The sequence below is a fragment of the Limnothrix sp. FACHB-881 genome, assembly GCF_014698135.1.
In the GTDB taxonomy this organism is placed as follows: domain Bacteria; phylum Cyanobacteriota; class Cyanobacteriia; order CACIAM-69d; family CACIAM-69d; genus CACIAM-69d.
On sequence record NZ_JACJSN010000007.1, the window covers coordinates 37,068 to 55,522 of the forward strand.

Annotated in this window: 16 protein-coding genes; 11 read left to right on the forward strand and 5 right to left on the reverse strand. The window is 53.7% G+C overall.

The annotated features are described in order from the left end of the window. Positions 1 to 359 precede the first annotated feature (359 nt). From H6G52_RS08515 to H6G52_RS08550, 8 genes are all read left to right on the forward strand, one after another. Complete coding sequence (locus H6G52_RS08515) at positions 360 to 929, forward strand: hypothetical protein (RefSeq protein WP_190353708.1); 570 nt, start codon at positions 360 to 362, stop codon at positions 927 to 929. 1,249 nt (positions 930 to 2,178) lie between these two features. Continuing rightward, a complete protein-coding gene (locus H6G52_RS08520) occupies positions 2,179 to 2,508 on the forward strand; it encodes a hypothetical protein (RefSeq protein ID WP_190527717.1) in 330 nt (109 codons plus the stop codon). A gap of 234 nt (positions 2,509 to 2,742) precedes the next feature. Next, a complete protein-coding gene (gene rplI / locus H6G52_RS08525) occupies positions 2,743 to 3,201 on the forward strand; it encodes a 50S ribosomal protein L9 (RefSeq protein WP_099533812.1) in 459 nt (152 codons plus the stop codon). A gap of 279 nt (positions 3,202 to 3,480) precedes the next feature. Then, positions 3,481 to 4,845, forward strand: a complete 1,365-nt coding sequence (gene dnaB, locus H6G52_RS08530) for a replicative DNA helicase (protein WP_190527719.1) — start codon at positions 3,481 to 3,483, stop codon at positions 4,843 to 4,845. Between the two features lie 121 nt (positions 4,846 to 4,966). After that, positions 4,967 to 5,305: an MGMT family protein gene (locus H6G52_RS08535; protein ID WP_190527721.1), complete on the forward strand. Its 339-nt coding sequence runs from the start codon at positions 4,967 to 4,969 to the stop codon at positions 5,303 to 5,305. 76 nt (positions 5,306 to 5,381) lie between these two features. Beyond that, positions 5,382 to 7,988, forward strand: coding sequence for a M48 family metalloprotease (locus tag H6G52_RS18765; protein ID WP_190527723.1), 2,607 nt, complete (start codon positions 5,382 to 5,384; stop codon positions 7,986 to 7,988). A gap of 302 nt (positions 7,989 to 8,290) precedes the next feature. Beyond that, positions 8,291 to 9,349 carry a sulfate ABC transporter substrate-binding protein gene (locus tag H6G52_RS08545; RefSeq protein WP_099533920.1) on the forward strand — a complete coding sequence of 353 codons (1,059 nt, stop codon included), beginning with the start codon at positions 8,291 to 8,293 and terminating at the stop codon, positions 9,347 to 9,349. Positions 9,350 to 9,443: 94 nt separating this feature from the next. Continuing rightward, on the forward strand, positions 9,444 to 9,761 hold the full coding sequence (locus tag H6G52_RS08550; RefSeq protein ID WP_099533912.1) for an NIL domain-containing protein: 318 nt from the start codon (positions 9,444 to 9,446) through the stop codon (positions 9,759 to 9,761). Between the two features lie 205 nt (positions 9,762 to 9,966). Here H6G52_RS08550 and H6G52_RS08555 read toward each other — a convergent pair whose 3' ends face one another. Continuing rightward, positions 9,967 to 10,245, reverse strand: a complete 279-nt coding sequence (locus H6G52_RS08555) for a DUF86 domain-containing protein (protein WP_190527725.1) — start codon at positions 10,243 to 10,245, stop codon at positions 9,967 to 9,969. Positions 10,246 to 10,282: 37 nt separating this feature from the next. After that, complete coding sequence (locus H6G52_RS08560; RefSeq protein ID WP_190527727.1) at positions 10,283 to 11,227, reverse strand: IS630 family transposase; 945 nt, start codon at positions 11,225 to 11,227, stop codon at positions 10,283 to 10,285. 136 nt (positions 11,228 to 11,363) lie between these two features. Between H6G52_RS08560 and cbiB the strand changes: the two genes are divergently transcribed. From cbiB to H6G52_RS08575, 3 genes are all read left to right on the forward strand, one after another. Next, positions 11,364 to 12,380 carry an adenosylcobinamide-phosphate synthase CbiB gene (gene cbiB, locus H6G52_RS08565; RefSeq protein WP_242026282.1) on the forward strand — a complete coding sequence of 339 codons (1,017 nt, stop codon included), beginning with the start codon at positions 11,364 to 11,366 and terminating at the stop codon, positions 12,378 to 12,380. Further along, a complete protein-coding gene (gene cobD / locus H6G52_RS08570; protein WP_190527729.1) occupies positions 12,377 to 13,453 on the forward strand; it encodes a threonine-phosphate decarboxylase CobD in 1,077 nt (358 codons plus the stop codon). The genes cbiB and cobD overlap by 4 nt, the downstream gene beginning before the upstream one ends. Before the next feature lie 171 nt (positions 13,454 to 13,624). Further along, positions 13,625 to 14,329 (forward strand): THxN family PEP-CTERM protein, encoded by a 705-nt coding sequence (locus tag H6G52_RS08575; RefSeq protein WP_190527731.1) that lies wholly within the window; start codon positions 13,625 to 13,627, stop codon positions 14,327 to 14,329. 229 nt (positions 14,330 to 14,558) lie between these two features. Here H6G52_RS08575 and H6G52_RS08580 read toward each other — a convergent pair whose 3' ends face one another. The 3 genes from H6G52_RS08580 to H6G52_RS08590 all read right to left on the reverse strand — a co-directional run bounded on the left by H6G52_RS08580 (position 14,559) and on the right by H6G52_RS08590 (position 18,437). After that, positions 14,559 to 16,079 carry a DEAD/DEAH box helicase gene (locus tag H6G52_RS08580; protein WP_190527733.1) on the reverse strand — a complete coding sequence of 507 codons (1,521 nt, stop codon included), beginning with the start codon at positions 16,077 to 16,079 and terminating at the stop codon, positions 14,559 to 14,561. 427 nt (positions 16,080 to 16,506) lie between these two features. After that, the gene (locus H6G52_RS08585; protein ID WP_190527736.1) at positions 16,507 to 17,670 is read right to left on the reverse strand and encodes a PilW family protein; all 1,164 of its coding nucleotides are present in this window, start codon (positions 17,668 to 17,670) and stop codon (positions 16,507 to 16,509) included. Next, a complete protein-coding gene (locus H6G52_RS08590; protein ID WP_099533939.1) occupies positions 17,667 to 18,437 on the reverse strand; it encodes a prepilin-type N-terminal cleavage/methylation domain-containing protein in 771 nt (256 codons plus the stop codon). The genes H6G52_RS08585 and H6G52_RS08590 overlap by 4 nt, the downstream gene beginning before the upstream one ends. Between the last annotated feature and the right edge of the window lie 18 nt (positions 18,438 to 18,455).

Genomic DNA, 18,455 nt, shown 5'->3' on the forward strand with positions numbered 1-18,455 from the left:
GCTTTCGGTGGCGAGCGCGGCCAGTTTCGCCTGAAATCCCCATAATCATTAACAAATCATCCAATCAGCATTCAATCGTCCATAAAATCGTTAGAAAATCATTTAATCGTCTGATCGTCCCTGGTTTTGATCATCCATGATGCTGAAGGGCCGGGGATAATCTCTGAGATGATCTCTCAATGGTCAGAGTGGATCATGGATGATGATGATGGAGAGGGTTGCATCGACCAAGGCCAAGGCAAGCTGCGAATTCAGAATTCTGCGTCGCCAACGCCCCGAACCCCGATCGACCCAACCCGCTCAGTGTTTTCAGGATTTTCAGGCCCTGCATATACCTGCGTTTGCATAAGGAGACGATCGTGGCGACAGACAGCCCCAAGGTGCAATTTGGCCCCCAGCGTTGGTATTCCAGCCTCACCATCAACGGCGAAGAGGTGGGATGGTGCACCAGTGAATTTGCTAACCAGTTGTCTGAGCTGTTCGATCGCGAAAAGAAACTAGAGGCGACCAACACTGTGTTGCGCTTAGCTTTCAAGCGCCTTTGCTCCGACATGGTGGCCAAAATGGGCGGCAACTCCCAACAGGTGGGCCAACTGATGTTGCGGTACTTGGAAACCACCATTCGCCCCACCAGCGGCCCCCGCGCCATTGCCTACCTGCTGCGCGATCGCCAAGCCGCCCTGGGCATGGGGAGCCAAGAATTTGTGCAATTTTGCGATTCCTATCGTCTTTCGCCTCCCGAGCTGAAGGATATTTACGAAGGGCGGCCGATTAATGACGGGCAGCTCAAAAACATTGCCCGAATTGTGGGGCGATCGGCGCAAGAACTGGCCGAAATCCGCGATGCTGGCGGCAGCAGCGACACCGATCGCCTGGCCAAAGATTTGGGACTCAGCCCCACCGAACTCATGGAGTGGTTAAATCAATAGCCGCAACAAGCAGCCTAGCCGCAGCAAAAAGCGCCGATCGCCAACCATTAATCACTTGCAGGATTTCCACAGGCGATCGTCTCTGAATTTTTACGAATTTTCGCCAAGATCTGGTATTTTCTTTAATCCCATGTCATGAATTGCTCAAAAAGTTTAACCAATCCCGCTCAGGGCTAATGAACCGGATTTTTCTTCGATGATTAGCCCTGATTGGGAATGGGAAACTTAGGCGCAACAGGGGCACGGAACGGGGGTACGGAATAGGAGCACGGAGCTTGGGCGACGGTTGCGGCTCGGCCCGATGGGGCCGTAGTCGGGAATAATTGTGGGTTTAATTGAGCAATTTATCAGATATAAGAAAGTCCACCTACTGATCCTGGAAACCCAGCTTTGGCAAAGGCTTCAGGCATTTTGTGCTGAGGTGAATTAGCGGTCGAGGCACAGGAAATTCACCAGACTAGTAGTGGCTATGATGGTGGATATTAAGATTTTCTTCAGAATTCCCAAGAGATCTGATGAGTTACTCATATCCGTTCTACGGTACTACTAGAGGGCTATGGTCAATGCGTAAAATCAGTGCTAAAACCGAAGCTCCAAAGCTTGCCCACGAAACCGTAGAAGCAGCCCTAAAGTTGCGATTTTAAGCCGCAATCTTGAGTTGCAATCTTGAGTTGAGATTCGGGGTCAAGATTCTGAGTCGCGATTACAAGTTGTAACTTGAAGCTGCAATTTTGGGTTACGACTCTTGATTGCAACCTTTGAAAGCCTGAGTTTGATGACCACTGACTGAGTTTGTGCCAATTAGGTTCCATTAACTTAGTTTTCATCATCAAGCTTGGACAATCAAAGATCAGTCAAGATCACTCTGATCATGATGTTTGTTGATTGTTTCGTAATTTGATGGACTGTTTGGAAACCAACATCACGATCGGGAGCATCCCCCGCTAGGTCATCAATTTTTTTGGGTGGTAGCGGTTCTGACCAACCGTGACCAACTGTGATCAGCTTGTGAACCATGCTGTTAACCGTTGTAATCAGCCGCTTGTGATCAATCATTTGCGATTGATGATTTGCAATTCATGATTTTAATGGATTGCAACAATGAATAACTGAAATAAATGACTGAAATGAATGCCTGAAATGAATCATTGCTATTCAAAAATCACCATTAACCATTCAGTTTCGGTTTGATTGCTTGTTAAGCTTCGCCCTTTAATTTGTGTTTTTGAAAGCACTAGGGAGGTTTGTGATGTTGGACTGTTGCGATCGAAGGACAGTGGTTCGCCCCCAACGACTCATGCACCGATCGGAAGGGGAATCAGCAAGATTGGTCATGGGCGAAAGTCGATCCGCTGCGATCCTGGATCGATCGCAACCCCTGATCAAAGGAATGGTGATTTTGGCTTGGGGGCTGTTGGCGGTGGTGGAACCCTGGTCTTGGCTGGGTCGGGGCCAGCGCTTTGCCCTGGCCGGTTCTCCCGAGCAGAGTTGGTTAGTGCGAGCGGCCGCCCAACAGCCAGCGCCCACCCCTCCAGACTCCGGCGGCCCCAGCCGCAGCCAGGGATCGGGCACACGCTAAGGATTTAGACAATTTCCGCCAGGCTTCGCTGATGAATCTTCGTCCTCAGACTGCTGCCAAGCTCGACATAGCTGTTAATATTGGAAATTGCCTTTTGTCTGGCAATGTCTAAAAGTTTGTTGAGTGGGGCGCGATCGGTGCGCGTGACATCGCTCCTACACCGTAATTGCGCAGTGCCCGAGTGCTTACCCAGCGACCCGCCCATCAACAGCCCAACACACGATATCCTCAACCATGGCTAAGCGAGTTCAAGTAGTTCTGAGCAAAGACGTTAGCAAGCTGGGTAAGACCGGCGATTTGGTAGAAGTGGCTCCCGGTTATGCCCGCAACTACCTGCTGCCTCAGGGGGCAGCCGTTAACGTAACCCCTGGAATTTTGAAGCAAGTGGAGCGCCGCCGCGAGGCCGAGCGCCAACGCAAGATTGAAGAAAAACAACGCGCAGAAGCCAACAAAACGGCTCTGTCTACCGTGGGCACGCTGCGGATTGCCAAGTCGGTGGGCGAAGGCGATGCGATCTTTGGAACTGTGACCACCCGCGAAGTGGCTGACAAGGTGAAGGAATACGCCGGGATCGATTTGGATCACCGCGATATGACCTTGCCCGAAATCAACAAGCTGGGCAAGTACACGGTGTCGCTGAAGTTGCACCCGGAAGTGGTGGCAACGGCGACGATCGAAGTGATTGCTGAGTAGGATTGCCGCCGGGATGTCTGGGCACATCAGCTAGGCGATCGCTCATGGTCGATCGCTGGTGGCCCGCTCTCCATCATGCCTGTCCTGAATATCCTATCCATCGCTCAGATCCCCAGCGGGATTCCGAGCAACTCACGCCCATGGGGGTCTGGCTAGTTCCAGCCCCCATTTCTGTGGCATAGTGCCGATCAGAATGCGCATGGCCCTGAATTTCCTATTAGATTCCCTATTTTCTTTATTTTTGCGATCGCGAACCCATCGATCAAACTTGTTTGCAATATGAGTGAGTCGCTTGATTTTTCGACCGTGAGCGATCGACTGCCGCCGCAAAATATTGACGCGGAAGAGTCGATCCTCGGCGGCATTTTGCTAGATCCGGAAGCGATGAACCGCGTTGCTGAAATTCTGACACCGGAGGCGTTTTATTTAAGTGCCCACCGCACCATTTTTGAAGCCATGCGTGAATTGCACGCCCGGGGCAATCCTACGGATTTGCTATCGGTGACCACTTGGTTGAAGGATCGAGACCTCTTAGAAAAAGTGGGCGGCTCGCAAAAAATATCGCAACTGCTCGATCGCACCGTTAGCGCAGTCAATATTGATCGCTATGCCCTTTTGATTGCCGATAAATATGTGCGGCGACAACTAATTTCCGTGGGCGGTGATATTGCGCAGTTGGCATTTGACAATAGGGAAGAGTTGGCAAAATTGCTCGATCGCGCAGAACAGCGCCTGTTTAATATCACCCAATCCAAAGCCAAAAACGATTTGACTTCTGCGGAGGTGATTCTCTCGGAAGCATTCTTTGAGCTGGAAAGTCGGGCCCTGGAATCTCAGATGCCGGGACTGAGCAGCGGCTTCTATGATCTAGATGCGATGACTCAAGGATTTCAGCGATCGGATTTGATCATTGTGGCGGGTCGGCCCTCAATGGGCAAAACCAGTTTTGTGATGAATGCGGCTCGCAATGTGGCTGCAATTCATAACCTCCCGATCGCCATTTTCAGTCTGGAAATGTCGAAGGAGCAACTAATGTATCGGATGCTCTCCAGCGAAGCGCAAATTGAAAGTAATCGCCTGCGATCGGGACGGATTAGCGAAAACGAATGGGGGCGAATTGGGTCTGCCATTCAAGGTCTTTCTAATCTGAAGCTTTATATTGACGACACAGCGGATATTTCAATTACAGAAATGCGATCAAAAGCTCGTCGCCTGCAAGCGGAACGCGGCGGCGCATTGGGACTAATTGTGATTGATTACCTGCAATTGATGGAAGGAGGCGGAGATAACCGGGTACAGGAGCTGTCAAAAATTACCCGATCGCTCAAGGCCCTGGCTCGGGAATTAAATGTGCCAATCTTGGCCCTATCTCAGCTCAGTCGTAGTGTAGAATCACGAACAAATAAGCGACCAATGATGTCGGATTTACGCGAATCTGGATCGATCGAACAAGATGCGGATCTAATATTAATGCTTTATAGAGAAGAATATTATAACCCAGATACTCCTGATCGGGGAATTGCAGAAGTGTTGCTGACCAAGCACCGTAACGGCCCAACGGGCACAGTACGCCTACTGTTTGATTCGCAGTTTACGCAATTTAAAAATATGGCTGGTGGCGGTGGTGGCCGCTTTCAGCCCTAGGTGAAAACTGGCTGAAATCTTAGCGAATATCTTGAAAGTCTGATTTTGAATTTTGGCTTTGATATTGGCTTGAGTATCGGCTTGAATAGCGATCGGGCGGTTGAGGAGCAATGGCAATTCAATGACGGTTTATGCCCAAATTTATGCGGTGGTTCAGCAAATTCCCCCAGGCAAGGTGGCAACCTATGGGCAAGTGGCCAAGCTGGCCAACTTGGCGGGCAAGGCGCGGTTAGTGGGCTATGCCCTGGCGCGGGTGGCGGGGGATGATCGAGACATTCCTTGGCAACGGGTCGTGAATGCGCGGGGGGAAATTTCCTACTCACCGTTTCGGCAGGGCAATGATTATTTGCAGCGGGCGTTGCTGGAACGGGAGGGGGTGCAGTTTGATGCAGCCGATCGGGTCAATTTACGGGTCTATCGGTGGCGGCCGGGGGAGCCTGATGGGCACACTAGCCTTTAGATTTGGATTCGGAAGTTGAACGGTTGAGCAACCGTCGAATTCTGCGTCTTGGGTTGGCTAGTTTTGGGTTGAAACTATGGCGGAGTTGGGGGCAGAGGGGGCGCGATCGCAGCTCCAAGCGGGTTTGGCGGCCCTGAAGCAGGGGAAACCGGCGGCGGCGATCGCCCCATTGGAAACGGCCAGCGCCACCTTGACGGGGGCAGAGCAGGCTCGGGCCCAGGCGGCCCTGGTGGGGGCTTATCGAGCTGTGGGGCAATGGGCCAAGGCGATCGCCCTTTGTGAATCGCTGCTGAACCATCCCAACCCCCAGGTGCGCCAATGGGCAACCCAAGCGCGATCGCAACTGAAGCCGCCGCCCCCACCGCCGCTCACCCCAAAACCCAAAGCCGCCGAGGATCCGGGATTTGTGCCCCTGGAAGCGGGAAATGCGGGATTTGTGCCCCTAACGGATCCCCAGGCGATCGGGAAGCGAACCCAGGTGGTGCGGGTGGCGTTGAATCCTCATCCCGGATCGCCAGCCTTGGGGTCTCCAGCCTCAGGATCTTCGGCTTTGGGATCCTCGCCGGGATCTGCAACGCCGGGATCTGCAACGCCGGGATCTTCGAGCGCTGACCCGGGAGCGAATCCAGCGATCGCCCCTACAACCGCACCAACATCCCCATTGAAATCGGATCGTCCCCCAAGTGCCGTAGCCGGTTCCCCACCCTGGTCTCCCAATCCCGATCGCCCGCCGGCCGTGATGGCGGTGGTGACAACGGTAGAGACGACTGCACCGGAAGCGCAACCCCCGGCGGCGACGGATGCCCAAACCCCCGAACCCTATAGCGTTCAATGGCGCAACGGGGGCCGAGCCGATCGCCGCACTGCTTTGACCCCAAGGCCTTGGGGTCAGCGGTTGGTGAGCCAGGCGATCGCGATCGTGCTTTTGGCCTGGATCGTGCAACAGTCTGTCCTGTTGGGAACCGCCACCTATAACAAACTGTTGGATTGGCTGTCGGTTTTGTTGCCTTGGTTGCCCATTTGGGGAGAAGCTACACCCTACATCACCGATGATCCCTCGGTTTCGGCTTGGATCGCCTTGGGGCTGCTGTTTTTGGGGTCGCCCTGGCTGTTGGATGAGGTGATGCACCGTTGGGGTAGCCAAACACGCAAGTTCTCAGAACTGTCTGCCCAGCGGCCGGAAACGGCACGCCTGTTGCAGCGACTGGTGCGATCGCGCAATCGCCCGGTTCCCTATCTCCGGTTGCTAACCACGGATCTGCCGGTGGTGGTGGTCTATGGTTGGTTGCCGGCCCAAGCTCGCCTAGCCATTAGTCAAGGGGCGATCGATGGTCTGAGTGATGGGGAACTGGCAACTTTGGTGGCCGCTCAATATAGCCAAATTGATCGTGGCGACAGCGCGATCGCTAGTTGGGCCACGGTGGTGTTGCTGCTGCCCTATGGTTTGCATCAATGGGCGGCGCAATTGGCGGAAACCTGGCAGCTTTGGCCCGCCAAGCTGGGGGCGGTGGGTTTGTCGGCCCTGGCCTATGGGCTGTATCGGGTGGAGCGTTGGGCCCTGTTTGGTTGGAGTCGATCGCGCCAGGCCGAAGCCGATCGGCTCGGGGCCGCCGAAACGGGGGATCCCAATGCCCTGGCGCGGGCCCTGGTTAAGTGCGGTGCGGCAGTGGCGGAACAGGCGATCGCGAACCGGGCCCTATCCCCTTGGTTGGTGGCGATCGAGCTGTTGTTGCCCTTCAGCCCCACCTGCGCCGCCATTGAAGGCAGCTTCCACCCGATCGCGCCCCCCGAACCCCTGTGGGCCTGGGGCCGACGCAATCCCTATCGCACTTGGCTCCAGCTCAATCACACCCATCCGCTCACGGGCCAGCGAATGGCCACCCTGGCGGAATTGGCCGTGCGCTGGCGATTGGAACCGGAATTTGAAGCCAGCGATCGAGCGGCCCAAGACCAACAACAACGCTATCTGCCACCCTTGCCCCGGGCCCGCCCCCTGAGACCCACCACCCCTCAAACCCTGTGGCTACAGTCCGGGCCTTGGGTGGGCATGGTGGCCGGCGTGGGGGTGGCGCTGCTGCTGTGGGTGATTGGGGGATTGGGGCGGCTGTTGAATCATCCGATCGGCTGGATGTGGGCCGATCGCTCCCTGCTGTGGGGCCTGGCCTGGATGGGTTGCGGACTGGGGATTTTCCTGCGGCTGAATGCCTTCTTTCCAGAAATTCGCGGCCGCTTACCCCTGATCTTTAATCATGCGGATGGGCCGCCCTTGGCCAGCGCCTTGGCCGAACCCAACGCCCTCCCGATCGATGCGGTGATGGTGAAAGTATCAGGACGACTCCTGGGGCGATCGGGCTGGGCCAATGGACTATGGCAAGATCTGTGGCTACAAACCCCCAGCGGCCTCTTGCCCTTGCACCTGGCCAGCCGTTGGGGTTGGCTGGGAACCTTGATTCGTCAAAGTCGCCAAGAACTCCCGATCGGCAGCCCCGTGATGGTCACTGGTTGGCTGCGGCGGGGCGGCATTCCTTGGATTGACGTGGAAAGCCTGAATCTCGTGCAGGGTCGGTTCACCAGCACCACCAGCCTGGTTTCACCCGATGCCCATCCCTTGCGATCGGTGCTCCTGGGGGCGATCGCCGTGGCCATCGGTTTCAGTATTCTGATGCGCTATCGCTGGTTTTAGGGGCGAGTTCTACTGGTGTGGCTGCCCTGACCAAGCCCCTTGCAATCAAAACACCGGTAACTCGATCGGGTATCTGGACTTTTGGATCAACATGGGTTATTCTCAGAGGCGATTTAATCTCCGGTAAACCGACTGATTTACTGGAAATTCAATTCGGGGCGTACAATCACCCCACCCCCGATTTTTTTACCCCACCCTGCGACCCACGCTTAAACAGGGTTAATTGCAAGGAGTTTTGCATCGTGACTGTGCCTTTTCGCTTAAATCGCCCCAGCCGCCGCCGCCTGCTTGCCTGCTTGGGCATGGGTTTGCTCGCGAGTGGGATGATTTCCGCCTGCACTGGCTCCAACAATCCCAACGCCAACGGCTCCCCGGCTGCCGGTAGCTCGCCCGCGACGGGCACACCAGCGGCCAACGCATCGGCTGCCAATAACGAACCGATCGAAATTACCTTGGTGTCCTATGCCGTGACCCGATCGGCCTATGAAAAAATCATTCCGCTCTTTGTCGAAAAGTGGCAAAAAGAACGGGGCCAAACGGTCAAAATTAACCAAAGCTATGGCGGTTCTGGCTCCCAAACCCGTGCCGTAATCGATGGTTTGGAAGCGGATGTGGTGGCCCTGGCATTGGGTCAGGATGTGGAAAAAATTGAAAAGGCTAAGTTAATTGAACCCGGTTGGCAACAGGAAGCGCCGAATGACGCGATTGTTCACAAGTCCGTGGCCGCGCTGGTGACTCGGCCGGGCAACCCCAAGGGCGTGAAAGATTGGCCCGACTTGGCCAAGCCGGGTTTGAAGGTGATTACCGCCAACCCCAAAACCTCGGGCGGGGCCCGTTGGAACTTCCTGGTGCTGTGGGGCGCGGTGACCCAAACGGGCGGCACGCCGGAGAAGGCGGAATCTTTTGTGAAGTCGGTGTATGCCAACGTGCCGATTTTGCCTCGGGATGCGCGAGAAGCCACGGACGTGTTTTTGAAGCAAAACCAAGGCGATGTGCTGATTAACTACGAAAACGAACTGCTGTTGGCCCAAGCCAAGGGCCAAAAGGTCGATTACGTGGTTCCGGCGACGAATATTTCGATCGATAGCCCCGTGGCTGTGGTGGATCAGGTGGTGGACAAACGGGGTACTCGGGAGGTAGCGGAAGCCTTCGTGAAGTTCCTTTACACCCCCGAAGCCCAAAAAGCCTTTGCGGAAGCAGGGTTCCGCCCGATCGACCCGGCCATTGAAGCGCAGTTTAGCGATCGCTTTGGCAAGGTGACCAAACTCTTCACGGTTAAGGAACTGGGTGGTTGGGATGCCGTCCAGAAGCAGTTCTTTGCCGATGGAGCCATTTTCGACAAGATCCAAACCAAGAAATAGGTTTTGGGGGGCGATCGCCCATGGATCTCAACGGCTCCAGCGCGATCGCTCCGCACCATTCCCACAATCCCGATTTTGGACGGGAGGCAATCCGATGACTGACCCCATCCACACCAATTCTCCGGTCACGAATTCCCCGATCGACTCAGAACCGGGGCATCGATCGCAAGTCCGGGTGCGCATCCGTGTGCCCAGTAACTATCGTCCCGATCCCGTCATTTCCACCATCATTTCCCGGTTTGGGCTGACGGTGAATGTGCTGGCAGCCTTGCTGGGATCTGACCAAGAGAGCGATGGTTGGTTTGACCTAGAACTCAGCGGTTCCAACGCTCAAATTCAAAGCGCCTTGCTATATTTCAACGATTTGGATCTGGAAGTGTGGCGTGATGATGGGGATCCGGACGGAATTTGAGTTCTGGACTGAACCATGCCACCCCGCTTTGATGGCGTTCTGAACCCGCTCGATCGCCCTTCCATCATTCTGTTCGACGAGATCCAAACTAAGTAATCGGTTCTTGGGGGGGGCGATCGACAAGGCCCAGCGGCTAGCCCACTGGATCAAGATTTCGTGCTGATCAGCCGATCGCGCTAGAGTCTAGCAATGCCGGTCGTCTGGCTCAGTCTTGGCCTTGGGAGTCTTGGATCATTTTTTGCACCGTAGTCACTAGCGCTGGAATGTCATGGTGACAGGTGTTAAAAATCTGAGCTTCGTCAACATCAAAATAAGTGTGAGCTAGCAAGTTTCTGAGTCCAAAAACCTTTTTCCAGGGAATTTCTGGATATTGAACGAGAAATGTTCCTTCTGTTCTTTTGTCAATGGCTTTAAATGCTTCTCCAACCGCAAGCAGTACCATGCAAATAGTATCTAAATTGCTGCGTCCAGCCTTGGTTGCCAAGAAGTCTTCGGTTTTTGAGATACAGTCCTTGCCGCAATCACTGGGTACAATAACAGCACTTAGTAAACCAGTTTCTCAGGCACTGTAAATCCACTAGTCGGGCTGCTAGTCTCGTTAATTGTTCCAACACCTCTATAGGTTCTGTTCTGAATTTCCACAAAAAGATTTTTAACTGCGACCACATCATTTCTATAGGATTAAAGTCTGGTGAATACACTGGCAGATATTCTACCGTTGCTCCTACTGCTTCTATCATTTCTCTTACCTCTGGACGATGATGAGAGTTTAAGTTGTCCATGATAACCACATCACCTACTTTGAGCTGCGGTACCAAGTTTACTTTGAAAAACTCCAGAAAGTCTTCCTTTTTCATTGAGCCTTTCAAACCTTTGATTGTTACAACTCCTGATCGCCTAATTGCACTAATAACTGTCATCTTTTTGCCGCAATAGGGCTTCTGAATTTTATAAGCTTTCATTCCTTTTTTAGCTCTCGCAACCGGGCGATTCATTCCAACCCAAAAACCGCTTTCGTCAGTGAAGACAAGCCTTTCAGCTTCTACCTTTAAAATTTGCTGCCAGTGGTCTACACGCTCTGCTTGCACTTCCGCCGTGATTATTTTCTCGCTCCTGTAAGTTTTTTTGAGACTGATGTCATGTTGCTTTAAAAATCGATGCATCATGCCTGTGTTAGAACTGACACCCAATTTTTCCTGGACTTCTTCGCAGTATTCTCGCAATGTAAAATCAGGATTAGTCTCTACAATTTCCAAGATAGCTTCTTCATGCTGAGATAAGATGCTCACCCGCTTCGTACCACACTTTTTAGGTGATAAGCTCCTAGTGGAGCGATATAGGTTTAGAAGCCGTCTGACTGTCTCGGGGCTAATCGAAAATTGTTTTGCTACTTTCCGAATCGAAGTGTCTCCCTTCTCGTAAGCTTCTACGATTTTTCGGCGCAAGTTCAGCGAATAAAGACTCATGAGTTTTCCTGACGATAACTCCACTACACTGATAACTATATCCTGCCATTTGTTATAGGCAAAGGCTGTATCAGAAAAATAGGCGAATGAGTTGGTTTAAGCTAGATTACTGATAATTTTTTATCTAAATTTAGGAATGAACGGATTGATTGGCATGGGAGAGCCAACCCGATCGATCCTGGTATTGGGACTGGCGGCAGTGATTGATTGGCTGGTGGGTGACCCTTGGAGTTGGTTGCATCCGGTGCAGGTCATCGGGGCATGGATTGATCGCTACCGTCGTTGGGTTTGGTCTTTGGCCGCTCCCGATCGGGTTCAGCGCTGGCTAGGGGTGGGGCTGGCATTGTCCACGATCGGGGGTGCAGGGGCCCTGGCTGGGGCGATCGGGTCGCTAGCCTTCAAGCTGAACCCCATTTTGGGCTTAGGAATCGAGGCGGTGATGGTGGCGGCTTGTTTTGCGGGTCGCAGCTTACGGGATGCGGCAGAAGATGTGTTGGAACCGTTGGCCCGTGAGGATTTGCCGGAAGCGCGATCACGTCTCAGTCGCTACGTGGGCCGCGAAACAGAGCATCTCGATCGCCCAGAAATTTTGCGAGCCGTGCTGGAAACCGTGGCGGAAAATGCCGTGGATGGCGTGTTGGGGCCGCTGTTTTGGGCCTTGGTGGGTGCTGGGGCAACGGTAATTTTCGGGTGGGGCTCTGGGGCGATCGCAGCGGTGGCATTGGGTTACAAGGCCGCCAGCACTCTGGATTCGATGGTGGGCTACAAAGACTCACGCCATCGGGATTTGGGTTGGTTCAGCGCTCGCTTGGAAGATTACCTCACTTGGTTACCCTGTCGATTAGCCGTGGGATCGATCGCCCTGATTTCAAGAAAGCCCTTGCAGGTTTGGGGCCGCTGTCGGCGGGATGGGGCGCTGGATCCTAGTCCCAATTCCGGCTGGAGCGAGTGCGCCTATGCGATCGCCTTGGGGGTGCAACTGGGGGGCGAAAATCGCTATCGCGGTCAAGTGAAATACAAGCCCCTGTTGGGAGACCCCCAGCGACCGATCGAACCGGAGACCGTGCGATCGGCTTTGGGGTTGACCCGTGTGGTCTTTTTGGGGTGGTTATGCGGGGCGATCGGGCTATTGGCGCTAGGATTTTTGCCATGACCACTGTTTCCCACCCAATCCATGGGGGCAACCTGGCTTGGGCCGCCGCGATCGCCCATTGTGCGCCCTCTGAAATTCTGGACTTTTCTGCCAGTATCCATCCTGAGGGCTTGCCACCCAGCATTTTGGCCGCCCTCACTGCCGCCTTGCCCTCCCTGGCCGCTTACCCGGATCCAAACTACAGCGAATTGCGCCAGGCCCTCGCTCAGCACCACAACCTCGACCCAGACTGGATTTTGCCAGGCAATGGGGCGGCGGAACTCTTGACTTGGGCCGCTCGGGATTTGAGTCAGTTGGCCGCAACCATGCTGCCCGTGCCGGCCTTCGCAGACTACGGCCGAGCCTTGCGGGCATTTGGGGCGAAAATTGTGCCGATCGCGCCCGTGGAGCCTTGGGTTTGGGATTGGGGCGACTGGCTGAATCGCGATTGCGCCGCCTATGGTTTGGTGCTGAACAATCCTCACAACCCCACCGGGCAACTTTGGAGCCACGATCTTTTGCGGCCCCTTTGCGATCGTTTTGGGTTGGTGGTGGTGGATGAGGCGTTTATGGATTTTTTGCGCCCGATCGAGCAACCCACCGTTGTGAACTGGGTTCAGGACTATCCGAACCTGATTGTGATTCGATCGCTCACCAAGTTCTACGCTATTCCGGGACTCCGGCTAGGCTACGCGATTGCCCAGCCCGATCGGTTAACACGCTGGCAACAATGGCGAGACCCCTGGTCTGTTAACGGTTTAGCCGTAGCCGCCGCCCTTGCCGCCCTTGCCGATCGCCCCTTTGCCGAAAAAACCTGGACTTGGCTGGAATCGGCCCGATCGGAACTGTTTCTGGGTCTACAAGCCCAACCGGGGCTGATCCCCTATCCCAGCGCCGCCAATTATCTGTTGGTCAAAACCGCCCTGCCCAGCAATCAGCTCCAGCAGCAAGTGCTACGGCGCGATCGGATTTTGATCCGAGACTGTTCCAGCTTCCCAGAGTTAGGCGATCGCTTCTTTCGAGTTGCGATCAGAACCACCGCCGATCATCAACGACTGTTGCGATCGCTGCAACAAAGTTTGGTAGTGCCGTAATTCAGTAATGATGAGCGGGTGAAAGTCTTGCGGCGTAAGCGACCAGCCACCGAAAATCATCACCTCACAGGCACTATTTTTAAAATTTTTTCAAAAATAAGTGATGTTGTGATTTTTAGCATTACCTTGATAAGGTGATCAGTAAGATTTCCCATTCACTTGAAAATCAAAATGCGACTCACTGTATCAGCCGCCATCATTTCAGCTACCGCTGCTCTTGTGTCGGCTAGTCCAGCAACTGCCCTAACCTTACTCAATAGCTCTGGATCTTGGGGCACCCCGTCTGGAACCGCATATTACGGGTTTCAGACCATTGGCAGTGAAAGCCAAGTTCGGTGGGGATCTCCAGCCAGTGTGGCCGGAACTAGCGGCCTTGGATTTACTGGCGTAGGAACAACATCCATTACCCCTGGTAATGTCTTCCAACTGGGAGTTTTGCAGCATTTCAACAATCCCATCTTTGGTGGAACTGCGGCTGCGTCAGTTGGGTTAACGGTCGCCTTACAGTTTGCGGAAATCGCCAGCCAAACCTTTAATTTCACGTTGGATATTGACGAAACAACCAACGATGGATTGTGTGCATACTACAGTGTCACTCCCTGTGCAGATAAAATTAGCTGGAACAACGCCTTGGGAGACCGCTCATTCTCTTACGCGGGAAAGCAGTACACTCTAGAATTGTCAGGGTTCAAATCTTCTCCTATCGGTGATCTGGTCGCTGACTTTATCTCCCAAGAAGGTGGAACCAGTACCGCCTATCTATACGGTCAGATCCGTGAAGTGCCCGAAGAGCGCAGCACACCGGAACCGTCGCTCATGTTTGGCTTAGCAGGATTCGCCGCTTTGGGTTTGCGTCGCCGTTGGGTCAATTCCTAGGGATTTTGTCACTGTCTCAGTGCTCTGTAGCTCTGGGAAACCATAGATTCAACATCACATTTTTGGTCTTTGCTTAATTGGGTCTTTGCCCAAAAAACGCAGTCCCAAAAAGTAAAGACCACAAAAAAGGGTCTCAAGCGTTTAATCATTGACTTGAGACCCTTTGGAATTTTTGAATTTTTCTGGAACTTACGAGTCTGTCATTAACCAAGAGACAGACTCTGAGCTTTTATTCGCCGACGGGAGCAAAACGGTTGCGATCGTTCATCTTCACCGGCGCATCGGGGCGGGGACGATTGGGGTTCGGGCGGCGATCGCCACCCCCACCAGCACCCCGACGACGGGAGCCACCCCCGTAGTTACGACCACCGCGATCGCCTCGGCCACCGCGATCGCCCCGCTCGGGACGCTCGGTTTCAAAGTTATCGTCACCAAAGACCCCTTCAACTTGCCAAGCGGGTCGTTCCATGTCGTAGAACATTTGCAGCGCCGCCGCCGCCACTGCCCGAGGATCGTACTCCTCACCCAGTTGCGACACAATCGGCAGGAACGAGGCCACCCGATCACTGGTCAACGCTTCCTTAACCCGGTTCTTGAGGCGATCGATCCGGCGAGCTTCGATCTCGGCACGAGTCGGCAAATCCACCGGCTGCATCGATTGGCGCGTGTGCCGCTCAATCTGCCGAATCCGGTAACGCTCCAGGCTGTAAGACAGAGTAATCGCACGACCCGTCCGACCTGCGCGGCCCGTCCGACCAATTCGGTGAACGTAGTTTTCCAGGTTATCGGGCAGATCGAAGTTGAACACGTGGGTTACCCGATCCACATCCAAACCCCGAGCAGCAATATCAGTCGCCACAATCAGCTTCAACTGCCCACGGCGGAAGCGCGTGATCAGGCGTTCGCGTTGGGCTTGGTTCAGGTTGCCGTGATATTCATCGGCGCTGTAGCCAGCCGCTTGCAGTTGCACGGTCAGTTCCGCAGCTCCCTGCTTGGTGCGCACAAAGATCATCGCCGACTCAGGATCTTCTAGCTCCAGGATCGGCAGCAAGGCCCGAATTTTGTTGCAACCCCGGGGAACCGTATACAGGACCTGTTCAATTCGGGTGGGAGTTGCCTGGGGCTGCTCCACCGTCACAAACACCGGGTCTTTCAGGAAGTTCGCCACCAGACGACGAATCGTCGGACTCATCGTTGCGGAGAAGAAGGCCGTTTGGCGCTCAGCGGGCAGCGAGCTACAGATCTTTTCAATATCCTGAATGAAGCCCATATTCAGCATTTCATCGGCTTCATCCAACACAAAGTAACGCACCTGGTCGAGGCGCAAAGCACCGCGATCCATCAAGTCCATTACCCGACCGGGCGTGCCGATCGCAATTTGCGCGCCCCGTTGCAGTTGGCTAATTTGCCGATCAATCGATTGGCCACCGTAGACCGTCACGGTTCGCAAACGAGAACCAGGGCCCACAAACTTCTCGATCGCCTGGGAAACCTGTAACGCCAGCTCACGAGTCGGGGCCAGAATCAATGTTTGAACAGTGCGATTGGCATCATCAATCTGCTCCAGCATGGGCAGCCCAAAGGCCGCCGTCTTGCCAGTTCCAGTTTGAGCCAAGCCAACCACATCTTTTCCTTCGAGCAAGGCGGGAATCGCGCGTGCTTGGATGGGGGTGGGTTCAGTAAAGCCAAGGGTTTCCAGATGAGCAGCACGGGTTTCCGAGAGGCCGAGGCTTTGGAAGGAAAGGGTCATGAGTACGCTTCGTAACGGATGAACAACCAAAACCCAATCTCGCAGTTAGCCCCGAAAACCCGCAGCACGATCTAGATTGCACGGCTGGGAATCTTATTTGAATAGCGGTCGTCTGTGTTGCCGCAGAGTCAATACGTCCTTTCTGATGGGATGACGCGTTGACCCTAACCGCACGATCGCCCCCCGAGCAAGCGGGGCAGATTAGGCAAAATTGGGCGCTTTAAACAGTCAGACGAGTGTTAACTCGTTCTTTACTTAAAATAACTTAAAAAATGGCAATACGATCGCAAATGCCCTAGATTTTTCTGGGATCACGCCATGTCAGGAAACCGCGCGATCGCCTCAATCCCTTCATTCGTCGGGGTTTCAAAACGTTTACCCTCTCAGCTAGGCAACCTTCGCAGATGCCCAACAGGCAGCCCGCTGGCTATTGCAGCAGCTTCGACGGAACCTTGTTCACCGTGCCTCGGTTCAAAACTTCAGTTTTGACGGCCGCCAGCCGACAGGTTGTCTGTTGAGTCTCTTTACCCAGCTCCGTACTCAAATTCTTTTCCCCAGCCGCCGGATCATCCTGAGAGCAACTCCGCCGATCCAAACCATAGCGCCCTTCTGGGTTACCGCGAACTGCCAAAATCACCTTTTGGTTCTGGTTACCCTCGTTTTTCTGGAGCTGTTGCAAACTAACTGCTCCAGTTTCGTCCAGCACACAGGCATAGACACTGCGAACCCCTTCAAAATCCCCCGTTAATGACTCAAGACTAGGCGTAACTTCATACTGGGCAGGACATTCCCGCTCTGCGCTTAAGTTTTGATCCTGAGTATCATCCACAAAATCCACCAGCACCTGTAGTGGATCAAACTTCGGGTTAGACGAACCCGGGGGCGTGTTACCTTCAGCCGTTTTTGGCCAAGTCTGCAAAGTCAAACCTAAGCCTGCATCTAGGGGATCATTGAAGGTGTTATTAAATTCTGCCGCGTCATTAAATCGCTTGAGAACACGTCGCGAAATTCGAGCACGACCATCCCATAGCTTTTTCTCATTATCCTTATCTAGAAAGTAAACAACCAAAGTGTACGTTCTACCCGACAGTTGATATGTCCTACACTCACTCGAATTGCAACCAGGAGGTAGCGGATCAAGCTTCCAAAAGGCGATCAGTGGAAGGCTATCTTTAGGCGGTTCCAAGCCTCCATCACCACCGAATAGACCTGGACAATAATCAGTTTGCCCGGGAGAAGATTGCCCCTCCCATAGACATTTACCGGTGTAGACATAAATCGCCTCTCGCAGTTCATTACTCATGAACTCCGCAGCAATTCCCATATCACGCATGGTTTCTGATCGCGCCAATTCTCGACGATTGGTCGAAACCAGCTCCACCACAATCCCTAACAGGCCTGAAATGATCAGCCCTGCAATCAACGCTGAAATCAACAATTCGATCAGCGTAAATCCAGATGTTTGGGCTGAATCAAGCTGACGGTTTTGGATTGCGCCTTTGCGTTTACCTAAAAATGCAAGGCCATGAGGTAGCTGAAATGCTTGGTAACGACGCTTAACTCGTTTGAGGACTCGTTGAAGGGTAATCATGGGGTTTCTCCACCACTCGTTTTCGTCTTACAGTCTTCAGCCCCCCCGTTGAGGAGATAACACATTTTTTCGTAAGCACCTTTGGTGTCCGAAACGGCCAGTTGTGTGTAGAGCACTGCCAAGGGCTTAATTCCCTGCTCACCCGTGCCACTGGTTAATTGCAGAGAAGCGGCTTTAATGTCCAGGGGCTGAGTTCCACTCCGGATGGGTTGATAAGCCCAAACTCGCACCCCAAGCCGAAAAGCCACGGGAACTAAGCCAGCCGCACCTTCAATCGCGGTTTTATCGGAGGCAGCACTTCGAAAGGTTTGAACAGCAAAATCTGGCAAACAATCGCCATCCACATCCACAGGCCGCAACTCCAAAGCGCCCACAAATGGCACGCCTTTGTCACAACTATTTCGAGTAGACTCCAGATTTTTTAAATCGGGAACTCCCGAAGGTGCTGGCGTTTTTTCAAACTCACTGGCTCCGCTACTACTTTCTTGGGGCAGCAGAGACAAATTATTACTAAAATCTCCTCGCTCCATGGTGACGCGCACTTTGTCCACTTCACCCTGAGCCACTTGAATGGCCTGTTCTGCCCGGTTGCTCTGGACTCGCGAGGCTGTTGCCAGAAATAGGGGAGGCGTGATCGCCACCGCCACCACAGACATCATCACCAAGGCCACGATGCATTCCAGCAACGTCAGCCCAGATTCTGAGCCTGAGATTTGGGACTGCCTGCGCCAGCGGCGAACCCAGTAATTGAACGCGGCGTTAGACATGACGGGTAAGCCTCGCAA